The sequence below is a fragment of the Bradyrhizobium sp. USDA3516 genome (assembly GCF_057651995.1).
The window spans coordinates 1,211,250-1,227,686 of the sequence record NZ_JBYGYN010000001.1 but is presented as its reverse complement, the minus strand read 5'-3'; the positions used below and the strand labels follow the sequence as shown (position 1 = coordinate 1,227,686).

16 protein-coding genes are annotated in these 16,437 nt (G+C 64.0%); 10 read left to right on the top strand and 6 right to left on the bottom strand.

Annotation, left to right across the window (positions count from 1 at the left end; all coding sequences use genetic code 11):
* Positions 1-137: 137 nt before the first annotated feature.
* The 3 genes from AC24YW_RS05790 to AC24YW_RS05780 form a co-directional block, all read right to left on the bottom strand.
* Positions 138-1,415, bottom strand: a complete 1,278-nt coding sequence (locus tag AC24YW_RS05790) for an acyl-CoA dehydrogenase family protein (RefSeq protein WP_487481802.1) — start codon at positions 1,413-1,415, stop codon at positions 138-140.
* A gap of 289 nt (positions 1,416-1,704) precedes the next feature.
* On the bottom strand, positions 1,705-2,085 hold the full coding sequence (locus tag AC24YW_RS05785; protein ID WP_487481801.1) for a VOC family protein: 381 nt from the start codon (positions 2,083-2,085) through the stop codon (positions 1,705-1,707).
* A gap of 107 nt (positions 2,086-2,192) precedes the next feature.
* Complete coding sequence (locus tag AC24YW_RS05780; protein WP_487481800.1) at positions 2,193-2,972, bottom strand: SDR family NAD(P)-dependent oxidoreductase; 780 nt, start codon at positions 2,970-2,972, stop codon at positions 2,193-2,195.
* A 167-nt stretch (positions 2,973-3,139) separates the two neighbouring features.
* Between AC24YW_RS05780 and AC24YW_RS05775 the strand changes: the two genes are divergently transcribed.
* The 3 genes from AC24YW_RS05775 to AC24YW_RS05765 are packed head-to-tail and all read left to right on the top strand — an operon-like array spanning position 3,140 to position 5,292.
* Positions 3,140-3,928 (top strand): enoyl-CoA hydratase/isomerase, encoded by a 789-nt coding sequence (locus AC24YW_RS05775; RefSeq protein ID WP_036044702.1) that lies wholly within the window; start codon positions 3,140-3,142, stop codon positions 3,926-3,928.
* Positions 3,925-4,911 carry a phosphotransferase family protein gene (locus AC24YW_RS05770; RefSeq protein ID WP_487481799.1) on the top strand — a complete coding sequence of 329 codons (987 nt, stop codon included), beginning with the start codon at positions 3,925-3,927 and terminating at the stop codon, positions 4,909-4,911. Before AC24YW_RS05775 ends, AC24YW_RS05770 begins: the two co-directional genes overlap by 4 nt.
* 3 nt (positions 4,912-4,914) lie before the next feature.
* Entirely contained in the window at positions 4,915-5,292 is a 378-nt protein-coding gene (locus AC24YW_RS05765) for a DUF6285 domain-containing protein (protein ID WP_487481798.1), read from the top strand.
* A 169-nt stretch (positions 5,293-5,461) separates the two neighbouring features.
* Here AC24YW_RS05765 and AC24YW_RS05760 read toward each other — a convergent pair whose 3' ends face one another.
* Complete coding sequence (locus AC24YW_RS05760) at positions 5,462-6,241, bottom strand: enoyl-CoA hydratase-related protein (protein ID WP_487481797.1); 780 nt, start codon at positions 6,239-6,241, stop codon at positions 5,462-5,464.
* A gap of 211 nt (positions 6,242-6,452) precedes the next feature.
* Here AC24YW_RS05760 and AC24YW_RS05755 point away from each other — a divergent pair, with 211 nt between their 5' ends.
* Complete coding sequence (locus AC24YW_RS05755) at positions 6,453-7,727, top strand: acyl-CoA dehydrogenase family protein (RefSeq protein ID WP_487481796.1); 1,275 nt, start codon at positions 6,453-6,455, stop codon at positions 7,725-7,727.
* 128 nt (positions 7,728-7,855) lie between these two features.
* Here AC24YW_RS05755 and AC24YW_RS05750 read toward each other — a convergent pair whose 3' ends face one another.
* On the bottom strand, positions 7,856-9,433 hold the full coding sequence (locus AC24YW_RS05750) for a fatty acid--CoA ligase (RefSeq protein WP_487481795.1): 1,578 nt from the start codon (positions 9,431-9,433) through the stop codon (positions 7,856-7,858).
* Positions 9,434-9,699: 266 nt separating this feature from the next.
* On the bottom strand, positions 9,700-10,572 hold the full coding sequence (locus AC24YW_RS05745; protein ID WP_487481794.1) for an SDR family oxidoreductase: 873 nt from the start codon (positions 10,570-10,572) through the stop codon (positions 9,700-9,702).
* Positions 10,573-10,688: 116 nt separating this feature from the next.
* On the opposite strand from AC24YW_RS05745, the gene AC24YW_RS05740 reads away from it, so the two are divergent.
* The 6 genes from AC24YW_RS05740 (at position 10,689) to AC24YW_RS05715 (ending at position 16,229) form a co-directional block, all read left to right on the top strand.
* Positions 10,689-11,498 (top strand): crotonase/enoyl-CoA hydratase family protein, encoded by an 810-nt coding sequence (locus AC24YW_RS05740; protein WP_487481793.1) that lies wholly within the window; start codon positions 10,689-10,691, stop codon positions 11,496-11,498.
* Between the two features lie 115 nt (positions 11,499-11,613).
* Positions 11,614-13,158, top strand: a complete 1,545-nt coding sequence (locus tag AC24YW_RS05735) for an acyl-CoA synthetase (RefSeq protein ID WP_487481792.1) — start codon at positions 11,614-11,616, stop codon at positions 13,156-13,158.
* A gap of 216 nt (positions 13,159-13,374) precedes the next feature.
* Entirely contained in the window at positions 13,375-14,466 is a 1,092-nt protein-coding gene (locus AC24YW_RS05730; RefSeq protein WP_487481791.1) for a rhomboid family intramembrane serine protease, read from the top strand.
* Positions 14,467-14,531: 65 nt separating this feature from the next.
* Positions 14,532-14,936 carry a YccF domain-containing protein gene (locus AC24YW_RS05725; protein ID WP_487481790.1) on the top strand — a complete coding sequence of 135 codons (405 nt, stop codon included), beginning with the start codon at positions 14,532-14,534 and terminating at the stop codon, positions 14,934-14,936.
* 64 nt (positions 14,937-15,000) lie between these two features.
* The gene (locus AC24YW_RS05720; RefSeq protein ID WP_487481862.1) at positions 15,001-15,315 is read left to right on the top strand and encodes a PIN domain-containing protein; all 315 of its coding nucleotides are present in this window, start codon (positions 15,001-15,003) and stop codon (positions 15,313-15,315) included.
* A gap of 179 nt (positions 15,316-15,494) precedes the next feature.
* The gene (locus AC24YW_RS05715) at positions 15,495-16,229 is read left to right on the top strand and encodes an imm11 family protein (protein WP_487481789.1); all 735 of its coding nucleotides are present in this window, start codon (positions 15,495-15,497) and stop codon (positions 16,227-16,229) included.
* The last annotated feature ends 208 nt before the right edge of the window (positions 16,230-16,437 follow it).

The window sequence follows — 16,437 nt, the reverse complement described above, 5'->3', positions numbered from 1 at the left end:
CGGGGAGAGGTCGAATTCGATCGCAGATCGAATTCGGGTGAGGGGGTACAGATCCCTCGACAGTCTCACGCGTGGAGAAAGGCCCCTCACCCCAACCCTCTCCCCGTAAGAACGGGGAGAGGGGGAGGAGAGAGTCCTCACGCCATGCTCAGCTCGTGGCGGCCCACCACCATCCAGTGCACCTCGTCCGGACCGTCGGCGAAGCGCAGGTGCCGCACGTCCTGGTACATCTCGGCGAGCGGGGTCCAGTGCGAGATGCCGGTGGCGCCGTGCATCTGGATCGCCTGATCGATGATCTTGCAGGCGCGCTCGGGCACCATGGCCTTGACCATGGAGACCCAGACGCGGGCTTCCTTGTTGCCGAGCACGTCCATCGCCTTCGCCGCCTTCAGCACCATCAGGCGCATCGCCTCGATCTCACAGCGCGCCTGTGCGATGATCTGCATGTTGCCGCCGAGATGGGCGATCTTTCTGCCGAAGGCCTCGCGGGTGAGGCCACGCTGCACCATCAGGTCGAGCGCCTTCTCGGCCTTGCCGATGGTGCGCATGCAGTGATGGATGCGGCCCGGGCCGAGGCGGAGCTGCGAGATCTCGAAGCCGCGGCCTTCGCCGAGCAGGATGTTCTCCTTCGGCACCCGCACATTGTTGAAGCGCATGTGCATGTGGCCGCGCGGGGCGTGGTCCTGGCCGAACACGTACATCGGACCGAGCACCTCGACGCCGGGCGTGTCGCGCGGCACCAGGATCTGCGACTGCTGCTTGCTCGGCGCCGCGTCCGGATTGGTCTTCACCATCACGATGAGGATCTTGCAGCGGGGATCGCCGAGGCCCGAGATGTAGTATTTCTCGCCGTTGATCACCCATTCGTCGCCGACCAGCTTTGCGGTGGTCGAGATGTTCTTGGCGTCGGAGGAGGCCACGTTCGGCTCGGTCATGACATAGGCCGAGCGGATCTCGCCGTTGAGCAGCGGCTTCAGCCACTTCTCCTTCTGCTCCTTGGTGCCGACGCGTTCCAGCACCTCCATGTTGCCGGTGTCGGGCGCCGAGCAGTTCATGGTCTCCGAGGCCAGCGGGCTCTTGCCGAGCTCGGCGGCGATATAGGCGTAGTCGAGATTCTTCAGGCCCTGGCCGGTCTCGTCATCGGGCAGGAAGAAGTTCCAGAGGCCTTCCTGCTTGGCCTTGTTCTTGGCTTTCTCCAGCACCTCGAGCTGCTTCGACGTAAAGCTCCAGCGGTCTTCCTTGCCTTCGCCGGCCTTGGCGAACTCGATCGACATCGGCTCGACGGTATCGCGGATGAACTTCTTGACGTGGTCGTAAAGCGGCCGGACCTGGTCCGACATCCGCAAGTCGTTGAGCTCGTCGCCGGGATTGAGCGTGTAGTTGGTGGTGCGGGGAATGTAGGTGTGCTTTGTCATTGGTCCTCCCGGAGGTCGCTACAATTGCGTTGAGCGCAAGAATAGTCGCAGCGCCGCCAAAGTGCGAGCGCGCATTTTTACAAGCGGGGGCCGTGCCATGCGATGGAATATCGCAAGGCCGTTTGAAATGTTGTTTGAATGGGGGCGGCGCGCAAGTAGATGGAGCCTCGTCCGATCCAGACTCCGTCATTGCGAGCGCAGCGAAGCAATCCAGTATCTTACCGCGACGGCAGTCTGGATTGCTTCGTCGCAAGAGCTCCTCGCAATGACGAGGAGAGACCGACCGGCCTCAAGCAGGCATCCGGTGCATCGCGCAGATCTTGTTGCCATCGAGGTCGCGCAGGTAGGCCAGATAGAGCTTGCCGCCCGGGCCCTGGCGAATGCCAGGCGGATCCTCGATCGATTTTGCGCCGGCCGCGACGCCCGCCGCGTGCCAGGCATCGACCTGTTCCGGCGAATTGGCGGCAAAGCCGATCGTGCCGCCATTCGCGCAGGTCGCCGGCTCGCCGTTGATCGGCTTCGACACCGAGAACACGCCGGTCTTGGTGATGTAGAAGATGCGGTGGCCGTCGACCCTGGCCGGCCGCACCTCGAGCGTGCCGAGCAGCTTGTCGTAAAACGCCTTGGCCTTGTCCAAGTCGTTGGTGCCGATCATGACGTGCGAGAACATTTGCCCATTCCCTCAGTGTTGTAGCCCGGATGGAGCGCAGCGGAATCCGGGTCTTGCTTGCTTTTGGCCGTCCCGGATTGCGCTGCGCTCCGTCCGGGCTGCGAAAATCAAAACGCGGTATAGCCGCCGTCGATCACGAACGTATCCGCGGTGTGATACGACGACGCCTTGCTCATCAGATACACCGCGATGCCGCCGAAATCGGACGCCTCGCCGAACCGCCGCATCGGAATCCGCGGCATCACGTTGGCGACGAACTTGTCGTTGGCCATGAGCCCTGCGGTCATGTCGCTCTTGATCCAGCCGGGCAGGATCGCATTCGCGGTGACGCCGTAACGTGCCAGCTCGACCCCGAGCGCGCGCACCAGTGCGTTGATGGCGGCCTTGGTCGCGGCATAATGCTCGTTGCGCGCGGTGCCGAAGATCGAGGCGAGGCTCGAGGTCGCGACCAGCCGGCCGAAGGGATCGCCGGCATTGGCGCGATCCGTCATGTGCCTTGCGGCCGCCTGGAACGCGTGGAACACGCCGTCGAGGTTGGTCGCGAACATCGTGCGCCATTCCTCCTCGGTGCGCTCGATGAAGGAACGTCGGCCGCCGCCGCCGATGCCGGCATTGGCGAAGCAGCCGTCGACCCGGCCGAAAGTGTCGAGCGTCGCCTTCATCGCTGAAGCGACCGAGGCGGGGTCGCTGACGTCGCAGACGCGGCTGTCGACCTTGCCCGACAGGCCCGCCATGCTCGCGGCAGCGGCCTTGTTCTTGTCAGCATTGCGGCCCCAGATCGAGACGTTGCAGCCCTGGCCCGCGAGCGCCTGCGCGATGCCGAGCCCGATGCCGCCATTGCCACCGGTGATCACGGCCACGCGGCCGGTGAGGTCGAAGAGGTTCATGGCGCGTTTCCTGTTTTTTGGTCTGCGACCTCTCAGCCGCTGCGCACAAGATTGCTTGCTATGCTCCGATCACCATGGACAAGACCGCGCCAAAAATCAAATATGCGCCCCGGCAAAACGAATTCCGGCCTGCGAAACTGGCGCGGGCCGCAACCGACGAGGAAACCATGCAGTTCAAACACGTCACGCTCGACTTCGATGGCTCGGTCGCGATCCTCAAGCTCGATCATCAGGAGGTGATGAACGCGGTCTCCGTCGACATGTTGGGCGGTCTTTCCGAGGCGCTCGATGCGATCGAGGAGAAGAAGGACGAGGTGCGCTGCGTGGTGCTGACCGGCGCGGGGCGGGCGTTCTGCACGGGCGCCAATCTGCAAGGCCGCAACAACCAGGCGAAGAAGACCAAGGCCGGCCTGACGCTGGAGACCGGCTTTCATCCCTTCCTGCGCCGCATCCGCAACCTGCATTGCCCGATCGTCACCGCGGTCAATGGCCCGGCCGCCGGCGCCGGCATGAGCTTCGCGCTGCTCGGCGACATGATCCTATGCGCGCGCTCGTCCTACTTCCTGCAGGCCTTCCGCCGCATCGGCCTCGTGCCGGATTGCGGCTCGACCTGGCTGCTGCCGCGCCTCGTCGGGCGCGCGCGCTCGATCGAATTGTCGCTGATGGGCGAGCGGCTGCCAGCCGAGAAGGCGCTGGAATGGGGCCTCGTCAACCGCGTCTATGATGACGGCGTCTTGATGGAGGAAGCGATGAAGCTGGCGCGCGATCTCGCCAGCGGGCCGACCGTGGCGCTGTCGCTGATCCGCAAGCTCTATTGGGACAGCCCGGAGAATTCCTTCGAGGATCAGCTCAATCTCGAATTCCAGTGCCAGCTCCGCGCCGGCGACACCGAGGATTTCCGCGAGGGCGTCGGCGCCTTCCTCGAGAAGCGGCCCGCACAGTTCAAGGGCAAATGATCGAGGCGGCGCTTTCACGCAGCGTTCAGCGCTGGTGCGAGGGGGCGACCGGCGCGACCTCTGCGGCAAAGCTCTCCGGCGGCGCCAGCCAGGAAACCTGGCGCTTCGACATCACCCATCCCGACGGACCGATCGGCGCGATCCTGCGCCGCTCGCCAAAGGGCTATGGCGCCGCGCCGACCCGTGCGGCTGGCCTTGGCGCGGAAGCGCAGCTGATGCAGCTCGCCTATGAGGCCGGCGTGCCGTCGCCGCGCGTCCTGCATGTCCTGGTGCCGGAGGACGATCTCGGCACCGGCTTCATCATGCAGCGCGTCGAGGGCGAGACCATCGCGCGCAAGATTCTGCGCGATGAGGAGTACGCGTCGGCGCGGCCACTGCTCGCGCGGCAGATCGGCGGCATTCTCGCCGGCCTGCACAGGCTGCCGCTGGACAGACTGCCCGAGCTGCGCAGGAGGGGCGCGACCCAGGAGATCGCCGAGTTCGAGCGCGACTATCGCAGCCTGAACTGGCCCAAGCCGGTGTTCGAGCTGGCGCTGCGCTGGCTGCGCGACCGCGATCCCGGTCCCGCGGCCGAGACCACGCTGGTGCACGGCGATTTCCGCAACGGCAATCTCATCATCGGCGCGGACGGCGTTCGCGCGGTGCTGGACTGGGAGCTCGCCCATCTCGGCGATCCCATGGAGGATCTCGGCTGGGTCTGTGTCAACTCCTGGCGCTTCGGCGAGATCGACAAGCCCGTCGGCGGTTTTGGCACACGCGAGGAATTGTTTGCCGGTTACGAGGCTGCGGGCCGCAAGGTCGACCCCGAGCGCGTGAAATTCTGGGAAGTGATGGGCACGCTGCGCTGGGGCATCATGTGCGGCGGCATGATGCAGCGCTTTCGCGAGGGGCCCGACCATTCCATGGAGCGCGCCATGATCGGCCGCCGCGCGTCCGAGACCGAGATCGATCTGTTGCGGCTGCTGGCGCCGCGCGGGAGCTGACACATGCAGGACGAGCCGACCCCGATCGAGCTGACCAAATCAGTCGCCGATTTCCTCCGCAACGACATCACGCCGCTGATCTCCGGCCACCAGGCCTTCAAGCTGCGCGTTGCGATCAACATTCTCGACCTCGTCACGCGGCAGCTGACGCAGGAGGCGGGGAGTGATGCGAAGGAGGTCGAGCGCCTGCGCGCTCTGCTCGGCATCGACGGCTCGGTCATGGAGCTGAACCGCGCGCTCGCCGAGCGCATCGCCAGGGGCGAGGTCGATCTGGCAACGCCCGGTCTCGCCGAGCATCTCTGGGCGACCACGCTGGACAAGCTGGCGGTGGATCAGCCGAACTATGCGTCCTATAAGCGGGAGCTGGGGCGGGGCGGGTAGGGCGGTCGCGCTCCATACTCGGTGTCATCGCCCGCGAAGGCGGGCGATCCAGTATTCCAGAGACGGCAGAGATTGAACCGAGAAGCCGCGGCGTACTGGATGCCCCGGTCAAGCCGGGGCATGACAGCGGTGATTTGCGCGTACACCTTCCGGGACGGCCGAGAGCGCCCTACCTCCCCACCCATTTCGGCGGCCGCTTCTCGGAAAATGCCTTCGGGCCCTCGATGTAATCCTGCGAGGCGACCATCGCCTGCACGGCCGGATAGTCACGCTGCTCCGCGATCGCCTGCTCCAGCGACACGCCGAGCCCCTTCTGGATCGCCTGCTTGGAGGCCCGGATCGACATCGGGGAATTCTTGGCGATCGTCTCGGCCCAGCGCAGCGCGGCGGAAAGCGCCTCGCCCTGCGGCACCACCTCGTTGACGAAGCCGAGCTCGAGCCCTTCCTTGGCGCTGACATGGCGCGCGGTGAGGATCATGCCCATGGCGCGCTTCAGCCCGATCTGCCGCGGCAGCCGGTGCAGGCCGCCGGCGAGGGCGGCAAGGCCGACGCGCGGCTCGGGCAGCGCGAAGGTCGCGTTCTCCGCGGCGATGATGAGGTCGCAGGCGAGCGCAATCTCGAAGCCGCCGCCCATCGCGACGCCGTTCACCGCGGCGATAACAGGCTTGTCGCAGTCGAAGCGTGAGGTGAGACCGGCAAATCCGCCCTTGTCCCAGCCGCGTTTTCCGCCCGCCGCCTGCCACTTCAAATCGTTGCCGGCGCAGAATGCCTTGTCGCCGGCGCCTGTGACGATTGCGATCCACTGCTCGGGATCTGCGGAGAAATCGTCGAACACCTTCTGAAGCTCGAAATGCGCATCGGTGTGCAGCGCGTTGTAGACCTCGGGCCGCGACAGCGTCACGATCGTGATCGGCCCCTTGCGTTCCACCTTTGAAAACTTCAGCTCCATCGCGCGCTCCCGCATTTTCTCGTGAAGGAATATTGGCGCCATACTACCGTGCGGGTGCGCCACAGCACCATCGAATTGCGCAGGCGCGCCTTGCGCTCCTCACGTCTCGGTTTGCTTGACTTGCACGCGCTCTTCTCACCTTAATCGTGCCAAGCAAGAACGCGCCCAGCGCCTTAACGCAAAACGATAAAATCGATCCGGGAGAGAACCTGTGGATTTCTCATTGCCTGCCGATCTCGTCGCCTATCTCGGAGAGCTCGACCGCTTCATCGAACGCGAGATCAAGCCGCTGGAACAGGCCGACGACAATATCCGCTTCTTCGACCATCGCCGCGAATGGGCGCGCACCGATTTCGAGAATGGCGGCCTGCCGCGCCATGAATGGGAAGCGCTGCTGCGCAAGGCCAAGGACCTTGCCGACGCCGCCGGGCATTTGCGCTTTCCGGTGCCGAAGCAATATGGCGGCAAGGACGGCTCCAACCTCTGGATGGCCGTGATCCGCGAGCATTTTGCCGCAAAGGGCCTCGGCCTGCACAACGACCTCCAGAACGAGCATTCCATCGTCGGCAACTTCCCGGTCGTCACCATGCTCGACCGCTACGGAAGCAACGACCAGAAGGCGATGATCGACGGCTCGATCAGGGGCAAGTATCGCATCACCTTCGGCCTGACCGAGCCGCATCACGGCTCCGATGCCACCCACATGGAGACGCGCGCGGTGGCAGCCACGCGCGACAACGTCAAGGGTTGGATCATCAACGGCGAGAAGATGTGGACGACAGGCATGCATGTCGCCACGCACTGCGCGCTGTTCGCACGCACTGGCGGCAATGACGGCGACGCCCGCGGCATCACCTGCTTCCTGGTGCCGGCCAAGAGTCCGGGCGTCAAGGTCGAGGAGTACATGTGGACCTTCAACATGCCGACCGACCATCCCCGCGTCAGCTTTACCGACGTCTTCGTGCCGGAGGATGCGCTGTTCGGCGAGGTCGGCCGCGGCCTGTCGCTGGCGCAATGCTTCGTCCATCAGAACCGGATCCGTCAGGCCGCCAGCTCGCTCGGCGCCGCCGTCTATTGCATCAACGAGAGTGTGAAATACGCGCGTGAGCGCAAGCCGTTCGGCAAGGCGCTGGCCGAGAACCAGGCGATCCAGTTCCCGCTGGTCGAGCTTGCCACCCAAGCCGAGATGCTGCGCCTCTTGATCCGCAAGACCGCCTGGGAAATGGACCAGCTCAACGAGGAGCAGATCGAGCGCACGCTGTCCGACCGTGTCTCGATGTGCAATTACTGGGCAAACCGCCTCTGCTGTGAATCCGCCGACCGCGCCATGCAGGTCCATGGCGGTATGGGCTATTCACGCCACAAGCCGTTCGAGCACATCTACCGCCACCATCGCCGCTACCGCATCACCGAAGGCAGCGAAGAGATCCAGATGCGGAAGGTCGCGGGGTTCCTGTTCGGCTATATGGGGCCGGGGAAGCATTAGAGGCTCGCAATGCTCTCGTAGGGTGGGCAAAGCTGAAGCGTGCCCACCACCTCTATCCGCAAGCATCAAGCGTAGAGAGATGGTGGGCACGGCGCTTTGCGCCTTTGCCCACCCTACGGCACCGCGGATCAATTCACCCGCCGATCCTTGCCCGCCCAATACGGCTCGCGCAGCTGCCGCCGCAGGATCTTGCCTGACGGATTCCGCGGCAGCGCCGGCAGGAATTCCACGCTCTTCGGCGTCTTGTAGCCGGCGATGCGCGTCCGGGTGAAGTTGATGATGTCGGTGGCGCTCGCCTGCTTCCCCGGCTTCATCACCACGACCGCCTTCACCGCTTCGCCCCATTTTTCGTCGGGCACGCCGATCACGGCAGCTTCCGCGACATCGGGGTGATCGCACAGCGCGCTCTCGACCTCGGCCGGATAGATGTTCTCGCCGCCCGAGATGATCATGTCCTTGATGCGGTCGTGGATGTAGAGATAGCCGTCCTCGTCCATGTAGCCGGCATCGCCCGTGCGCAGCCAGCCGTCGCTGCGCAGCGTCGCGGCGGTGGCTTCCGGCAGGTTCCAGTAGCCCGCCATGTTGGAGCCCGAGCGCGTTGCGATCTCGCCGACCTGCCGCGGCGGCAGCGGCTTGCCGTCAACATCCAGGATCGCGATCTCGACGCCCGGCAGCGCCTTGCCGGCCGAGCGCATCCGCTCAAGTCCCTCGATGTGATCCTCCGGCGGCAGCGCGACGATGGTGCCGGTGGTCTCGGTCATGCCGTACATTTGCACGAAGCCGCATTTGAACACCTCGATGCATTCCTTCAGCAGCGCTGCGGGAATCGGAGAGGCGCCATACAGCATGTATTTCAGCCGCGAGAAGTCCACCGTCCTGGCGCGCGGTTGCCGCACCACGAACTGCATCGCCGCCGGCACCATGAACAGCTTTGTGATGCCCGACTGCTCGAAGAAATCCAAAACCTTGGTCGGATCGAACTCGCGCGCGATCACGCCGCGGGCGCCGTGATAGAGCCCCATCACACCCCACCCCGAACCGCCGATGTGGAAGATCGGCATCGCCACCAGCGAGACGTCGTCGGTCGTCCACCGGTTCCACTCAGGCTTGTCCTCGGCGTTGCCGGTCTGCACCAGGTTCAGGAAGTTTGCATGCGACAGCATCGCGCCCTTCGGCTTGCCCGTCGTGCCCGACGTGTAGAGCTGGATCGCGATGTCGCGGGTAGCGATCGGCACCTTGGGATCATCTCCGCTCTGGGCATCGCGCCATGCGGTGAGGTCTTGCCATTCCGGCGCGCCGCCCTCCGTCGTGATGATCGTGCGCACGCCCGGGATCTGTTCCCTGATCTGGCGCACTTGAGTGATGAATTCCGGCCCGACGAACAGCACCGGCGCGTTGCAATCCGAAACGATAAAGGCGACCTCGGGCCCTGCCAGCCGCCAGTTCACCGGCGCCATCACGATTCCGGCCTTCATCGCGCCCATCAGGAGCTCGAAATAGATGTCGCTGTTCTTGCCGAGATAGGCGATGCGGTCGCCGGATCTGACGCCCATTGCGAGGAGCGCATTCGCGACCTTGTTGGTCTTGACATCGAACTCGGCGAAGCTGGTGGTGCGGCCCTCGAATTCGAAGGCAATGGCGCCGCCGCGGCTCTTCGCACGCTCGCGCACCATGTCGGCGAGGTTCGCCAATGGCTGTGTGGACATGTTTCTCCCGTGGCGTCTTGTTTTTATGCTCGGGAGTGTGGCGGCATCCGCGGGTGATGACAAGGTGGTGCTGTCGTCCCGGACAAGCGCAGCGCAGATCCGGGACCCATAACCACAGGAAGTTGTTTGGCGAGGACTCGTGGTTACTAGCCTCTCCCCACGATTTTCTCCCTGGGGTTATGGGTCCTCGCCTTCGCGGGGACGACAGGTGAGCGCATGGTGACAGCGCTCGCCCCTTACGCATCCTCGCCTTTGCAAACGATATATCACCCCCGTTTCGCGCGATCCTTCTCGTTCTGCGCCATGATGCTCTCGCGCGCTGTCTTCCAGTCGTCGTCGCTCCAGTCGCGGAGCTGGTAGAAATTGCCGCCCATGGCGAGCGCCTGGGCGCCGTCCATGGCGATGGTCTCGCCGTTGATCCAGTCGCAGCCGCCGGAGATCAGGAACACGGCGACGTTCTGCAGTTCCTCCATGGTGCCGACGCGGCCCATCGGGTTAATCGCCTTGGTGCGCGCGCCGGCTTCGTCACCGGGCTTGATGCGCTTGCTCATGCCCTCGGTCGGGATCTCGCCCGGGGCGATGGTGTTGAGGCGGATGCCGTGTCGTCCCCATTCGGTGGCAAGCGACATCGTCATAGCGTGGATCGCCGACTTGCTCATCGCCGACGGCACCACGTAAGGCGAGCCGTTGCGCACCCAGGTGGTCGTGATCGAGACGACGTTGCCGGGCTGCTTCAACGCGATCCAGCGCTTGCCGACCGCATGGGTCACGTAGAACGTGCCGTGCATGACGATGTTGGCGACCGCATCGAAGCCGCGTGGCGACAGCTCCTCGGTGCGCGAGATGAAATTGCCGGCCGCATTGTTGATGAGATCGGTGAGGGGACCGTCGCGGAAGATGGTCTCCACCATCTCCTCGACCGCGAGCGCGTTGCGGATGTCGACGCCGTGGCTGGTGACGCGGCCGCCGTAGAGATCCATCAGTTCGGTTGCGGTCTCGTCGCAAACGATCTTGCGCCGGCCGCAAATGTGCACCTCGGCGCCGAGCTGGAGGAATCGCGCCGCCATCGACTTGCCGAGGCCGGTGCCGCCGCCGGTCACGAGAATGCGCCGGCCGGCCAGAAGATTTTCCTTGAACATGGCTGTTTCCTCTGTCGCGATTGTCAGTTAATTGGTCGATTGACTAAATCCGGCCGCCAGCGTCCTGTAAAGCGGCACTGAACAAGAACAGGCAAGAACCAGGGGAGAATTCGTCCATGGACGATCGCGTCTCGATCTCGATCTCGGAAGGCGTTGCCGACGTGCGCCTGGTGCGCGCCGACAAGATGAACGCGCTGGATCAGCCCATGTTCGAGGCCCTCGTCGCCGCAACCGACCGGCTCTCGAAGGAGAAAGGCGTGCGCGCCGTCGTGCTCTCGGGCGAAGGCCGCGCCTTCTGCGCCGGGCTGGACATGGGACGTTTTGCCGCCATGAAGGAGAAGGGCGGCAACGGAATTCCGGGTGGCGAAAATCGCGATCTCACGGTGCGCACCTATGGCAAGGCCAACTTCGCGCAACAGGCGGTGTGGGGCTGGCGCCAGCTTCCGATGCCCGTGATCGCCGCCGTGCACGGCGTCGCCTTCGGCGGCGGCTTCCAGCTCTCGCTCGGTGCCGACATGCGCTTTCTCAGCTCGGACGCGCGGATGTCGATCATGGAGATCAAATGGGGCCTCGTGCCCGACATGGCGGGCACGCCGATCCTGGCCTCGCTGGTGCGCGACGACATCCTGCGCGATCTCACCTACACCGGGCGCATCTTCTCCGCGCAGGAGGCGATGGCCTACGGCCTCGCCACGCGCATCTGCGACGACCCGCGCGCTGCGGCGCTGGAGGTCGCGCGCGAGATCGCAGGGAAGAGCCCCGATGCGGTCCGCGCCGCCAAGCGGATGCTGAACAACCTCTCGGTCGATCCGGGCCCGGCACTGCTCGCCGAGTCCGTCGAGCAGCAGAAGCTGATCGGCAGCCCCAACCAGACCGAGGCCGTGCGCGCCAACCTGGAGAAGCGCGCGCCGAATTTTGCGGATTGAATTTCGCTGTCGTTCCGGGGCGGTCCGCAGGACCGAACCCGGAACCTCGAGATTCCGGGTTCGATGCTTTGCATCGCCCCGGAATGACGGCAGATAGCAACAAAGAAAAACAACAATGACCGAAGCGTCCCACTTCCTCGGCATCGTCTCCGGCGAGCGCCACCGTTCCCACTTCGAAGTCGCCGACCGCGCCGACCGCATCGCGTCCGGCCTTGCCAAGATCGGCGTCCGCCAAGGCGATTGCGTCTGCATGCTGATGCGCAACGACATCGCCTTCCTCGAAGCCGCCTATGCCGCGATGCGGCTAGGCGCCTATGGCGTGCCGATCAACTGGCACTTCAAGCCGGAGGAGATCACCTACATCCTGAAGGATTCCGGCACCGCGGTCCTGATCGCCCATGCCGACATGTTGCATGGTTTGCGCGATGCGATTCCAGAGGGAGTGACCGTGCTCAGCGTGCCGACGCCGCCGGAGATCCTGTCCAGCTACAGGATCGATCCCGATCATCCGACGACGCCCGGAATCGCCATCGACTTCGAAGCCTGGCTCGCGCAGCATCCGCCCTATGACGGCCCGGCCGTGCCGCAACCCATGAACATGATCTACACGTCGGGAACGACGGGCCATCCCAAGGGCGTCCGCCGCAACGCGCCGACGCCGGAGCAGCAGGCCGCGGGCGAACGCATGCGCGCGATGATCTATGGACTCAAGCCGGGCGCCCGCGCATTGCTGCCGGGCCCGCTCTATCATTCCGCACCGAACTCGTTCGGCATCCGCGCCGGTAAGCTCGGCGGGGTGCTGGTGCTGATGCCGCGCTTCGAGGCGGAGGAATTTCTGCAGGCGATCGAGCGCTACAAAATCGACACCATCTTCATGGTGCCGACCATGTTCATCCGCCTGATGAAGCTGCCCGAGGAGGTGCGCAGGAAATACGACGTCTCGTCCTTGCGCCACGTCATCCATGCCGCCGCGCCGTGCCCGGCCGACGTCAAGCGCGCCATGATCGAATGGTGGGGGCCGGTGATCTACGAGTTCTACGGCTCGACCGAATCCAGCGCCGTGACCTTCGCAACATCGGAGGATGCGCTGAAGAAGCCCGGCACCGTCGGCAAGATCTCGCCCGGCGCCGAGCTGCGCTTCATCGGCGAAGACGGCCGCGTGCTCGGCGTCGGCGAAATCGGCGAGATCTATTCCCGCATGGCCGAGATGGCCGACTTCACCTATCACAACAAGCCGGAGAAGCGGGCCGAGATCGACCGCGACGGCTTCATCACCTCCGGCGATGTCGGCTATATCGATGAAGACGGCTACGTCTTCATCTGCGACCGCAAGCGCGACATGGTGATCTCGGGCGGCGTCAACATCTATCCGGCCGAGATCGAATCCGTGCTGCACGCGGTGTCAGGCGTGCATGATTGCGCCGTGTTCGGCATCCCCGACGCCGAGTTCGGCGAGGCGCTGATGGCCGTGGTGGAGCCGCAACCAGGCGTCACGCTCGCTGCGTCCGATGTCCGCGCCGCGCTGAAGGCGCATCTGGCCGACTACAAGGTGCCCAAGCACATCGAGATCCGCACCGGCCTGCCGCGCGAAGATTCCGGCAAAATCTTCAAACGCCGCCTGCGCGATCCCTATTGGGAGCAGGCGGGCCGGAAGATCTGAACGCCTTGTAGCCCGGATGGAGCGAAGCGCGCAATCCGGGGCGGTGCATCCAGCAAGGACCCCGGATTACGCTTCGCTCCATCCGGGCTACGCACTATCGTACGTTGGGCAACGCGGAAGAGACGGTAGCGGCCACCGAGCGGTGCGCGCTGGAGTAGCAATCGCCGACGGGCTCGGCTAGATTGGCGTACCCACGTCAACCCGCTGCGATCATCCATGCCCCCGTACCGTGCCAGTCCTGGTTTCTTCGAAGTCCCCCATGCCGCCGTCTACGTGCTGATGACGGTCACTGTCCTCGCGTCGGGTTTCTGCTTCATCCTGGCGGGCGGCGCGTCGGCGCCAGCGGACTTGCTGTATCGGTCCGGCGGCATGTATGCGACCGCAATCGCGAGGTACGAGTACTTTCGGCTCGTGGCGTATGGCTTCCTGCACGTTGATTTCGTCCACCTCACCATGAACATGTTGTGCCTGGTGTTGTGGGGCGCGCATCTCGAGCGGCGGGTCGGGCCGGCCTATTTCCTCATCATCTATCTGTGTGCGATGGTGTTCGGTGCCATCATCGGAAATGTCATCCATTCCACGCCTTATTTGACAGTCGGGGCGTCCGGCGCCACGTCGGGCATCCTCGGCGCGCTGCTCTGCCTGTGGATACTCGGCAAGCTCGACGTCGGGTTCGACTTCTTCGCTATCAACATCGGATTGAACATTGCGTTCGCGCTGGGCAATTCGAGGGTCGACTGGGGCGTCCATCTCGGCGGTTTTGCAGCCGGCTTGATCACTTGCGCATTGCTCGACCTTGTCGAGAAGGCGAATGCCTGGACGCTTCGTTGCAAGTTTCCCGAGATCGTCAAGGTTAATCTGACCCTGCTAGCCTGCGTCATCGCGTTGTGGGCCTGGAGCGGTCCGGCTCAGAGCATCGCTACCGGCACTTCCGCATGGGGGCTGATGGTCGTCATCGCGGTCGCATGCTGTGCCGTCGTGAAGATGGTCGATCTCGCGCTCTCCATGAAGAAGGGCCTCGCGGTCGTCGTGCCGGCCCTCGCCGGCGCGAACGCTGCTGCAGCGCTATTGTGCGGCTGGGCGTTGGCATTTGCTTGCTGGCCGCATATGCCAATTGGATACATTCCGCTCGACCTGTTTCTTGTCACATTCTGCCCGAATTCCATTCTCATCTCGGGACTTGCCGCGGTTGGCGTCGCCGCGCTGACGCTTTGGCTCGGTGCGAAGGAGATTTTGCGAGGGATCGCGGATGCTGGATTCGTCGGCACGTCACTGCGAGCCGAACGCAGTCGTCGCTACGGTCTTTGATTCCGGCGATCGCGCCTATATATGCCTGCTTGTTGAACGCGGATATCTCAAGGCTCCTGAATCCCATGACACCCGTATCGATTCTCCTCAACATCCTCTGGATCCTCTTCGGCGGCGCCTGGATGGCGTTCGGCTGGGTGATCGCCGCGGTCGTCATGGCGATCACCATCATCGGCCTGCCCTGGGCGCGGGCGGCGTTCAACATCGCGGTCTACACGCTGCTGCCGTTCGGCTCGCGCGCGGTCAACCGCTACGACGTCACCGGTGTCGAGGATATCGGCACCGGCCCGCTCGGGGTGATCGGCAACATCATCTGGTTCGTGCTCGCCGGCTGGTGGCTGGCACTCGGCCACCTCCTGACCGCCTTGGCGCTCGCGATCACCATCATCGGCATCCCCTTCGCCTGGGCCCACCTTAAGCTCGCCGGCATCGCGCTGTGGCCGATCGGCAAGGTGATCGTGCCGGCCTAAGGGTGTAGGATGGGTTGAGCGCCAACGAAACCCATCAGCTCGTTGACGTTGTTACACGTGCGGCATAGCCCGCCTCGAAACCGTGATGACCGTCTCGACCAGGCTCGATGTTGCACCGGTCGAGGTCGACGCGGCATTCGATCGTCTGCTTGAAGAGCGCGGCATCGGCGTCGTGGACATCACCGACGCCATTGCGCGCGAGGCCGTGGCGGCGTTTGCGCGATACGGCAAGGGGCGGGGGCATCCGGCGCGGCTCAATCTCGAAGATTGTCTGATCTACGCCAGTGCGAAGGCCCATCGTGAGCCGCTGCTCTACAAGGGCGCCGACTTTGCCAAGACCGACATCAAGCCGGCGCGCGGGTCGAAAGGCGGCGAATAACCTGCGCTTGCGGTGAGAGAGCCGGGCAGTTCGTCGGATGGGTCGAGGGCCAGCGAAACCCGTCAACCCGTCGGCCTTTGACGCAACGGCACGTGTTTCGCTTGGCTCATCCCATCCTACGTGCTTTCTTGCCATTAACCCGCAAGCGTCACCACCCCGGGGTCAGAGGACGAAGCGCGATGGTCTGGGGAATGTATCTTCCGCGCGCCGGCGGTCCTTACGGGCCATACGGCGATGAGGAGGGGCCCGTCGATCAATACGGCGATGGCTGGAGGCATCGACTCGTCAAATACTATCGAGAGCAAATGCCGGAAGCGCAAAAAGGCTTCTATCGCGACGCATCGACATATGCGTACTGCGTTTCCGAAAAATTTCTTTATGAATGTGGGCACAGGCAGCCGGGTCCTGATGACCTGACAGTTACACCGATTGAAAGTCATGAACCGCCCCGATTTTTTCAGACCGCCAGGGGTTACAAGGAACTGGCCTCGGTCATCAGCCTGAGTAGCCGCATGTGGGCCGTTGACGCGGCCGTCAAGCAAATCGTCGAGCAGTTCGAACCTGACTTGCACCGGTTCTACCCCCTCGAAATACGGTCGCCGAAAGGGACGGTCTATCCGGTTCAGTACTATCTACTGGTTGTCGGTCAATGGCTTCAAAGCTTCTCTCCGGAAGAAAGCAGCCAGGAATCTTTCACGCCGCAGGAAGCGAACGGGGTGAAATGGTACAGCATTTCCGGTTACAAGAATGATATCGTCGGATTGGCCCTTCGTTCGTCCGTCGTTGACGGCGCACACCTCTGGCGCGAGCGCGGCCTTAACGAATGGCTTCTCTGCTTTTCAGATGAGCTTGAGGCGGAGCTTGCCGGTTCGAAGCTCATGTTGCCGAAGTACTACCGAATGAGAAGCGTTTGATCCTGCCTTCGCAGAATGGCAGGGCTGGCAAACTCCGTGAGACATTCGAATCCGCGCAATCGACCCGGCGCGGTCACAGCGTCTCTTTTCGGCTTTGGGGCGAGCGCGCGCGAGCCTCCGATGGTGCGGGGAGAGACGTCTGCGGACGGCAAAAGCGTGTGGCCCTGACGCCCGGGGTCTGTGCGTCGCGTGCGGACCTTGGGTGCCA

Excerpts from the sequence above, each read along its gene's own strand:
- AC24YW_RS05790 (WP_487481802.1), bottom strand. The coding sequence starts at position 1,415 with ATGACAAAGCACACCTACATTCCCCGCACCACCAACTACACGCTCAAT.
- AC24YW_RS05785 (WP_487481801.1), bottom strand. The coding sequence starts at position 2,085 with ATGTTCTCGCACGTCATGATCGGCACCAACGACTTGGACAAGGCCAAG.
- AC24YW_RS05780 (WP_487481800.1), bottom strand. The coding sequence starts at position 2,972 with ATGAACCTCTTCGACCTCACCGGCCGCGTGGCCGTGATCACCGGTGGC.
- AC24YW_RS05775 (WP_036044702.1), top strand. The coding sequence starts at position 3,140 with ATGCAGTTCAAACACGTCACGCTCGACTTCGATGGCTCGGTCGCGATC.
- AC24YW_RS05770 (WP_487481799.1), top strand. The coding sequence starts at position 3,925 with ATGATCGAGGCGGCGCTTTCACGCAGCGTTCAGCGCTGGTGCGAGGGG.
- AC24YW_RS05765 (WP_487481798.1), top strand. The coding sequence starts at position 4,915 with ATGCAGGACGAGCCGACCCCGATCGAGCTGACCAAATCAGTCGCCGAT.
- AC24YW_RS05760 (WP_487481797.1), bottom strand. The coding sequence starts at position 6,241 with ATGGAGCTGAAGTTTTCAAAGGTGGAACGCAAGGGGCCGATCACGATC.
- AC24YW_RS05750 (WP_487481795.1), bottom strand. The coding sequence starts at position 9,433 with ATGTCCACACAGCCATTGGCGAACCTCGCCGACATGGTGCGCGAGCGT.
- AC24YW_RS05745 (WP_487481794.1), bottom strand. The coding sequence starts at position 10,572 with ATGTTCAAGGAAAATCTTCTGGCCGGCCGGCGCATTCTCGTGACCGGC.
- AC24YW_RS05740 (WP_487481793.1), top strand. The coding sequence starts at position 10,689 with ATGGACGATCGCGTCTCGATCTCGATCTCGGAAGGCGTTGCCGACGTG.
- AC24YW_RS05735 (WP_487481792.1), top strand. The coding sequence starts at position 11,614 with ATGACCGAAGCGTCCCACTTCCTCGGCATCGTCTCCGGCGAGCGCCAC.
- AC24YW_RS05730 (WP_487481791.1), top strand. The coding sequence starts at position 13,375 with ATGCCCCCGTACCGTGCCAGTCCTGGTTTCTTCGAAGTCCCCCATGCC.
- AC24YW_RS05725 (WP_487481790.1), top strand. The coding sequence starts at position 14,532 with ATGACACCCGTATCGATTCTCCTCAACATCCTCTGGATCCTCTTCGGC.
- AC24YW_RS05715 (WP_487481789.1), top strand. The coding sequence starts at position 15,495 with ATGGTCTGGGGAATGTATCTTCCGCGCGCCGGCGGTCCTTACGGGCCA.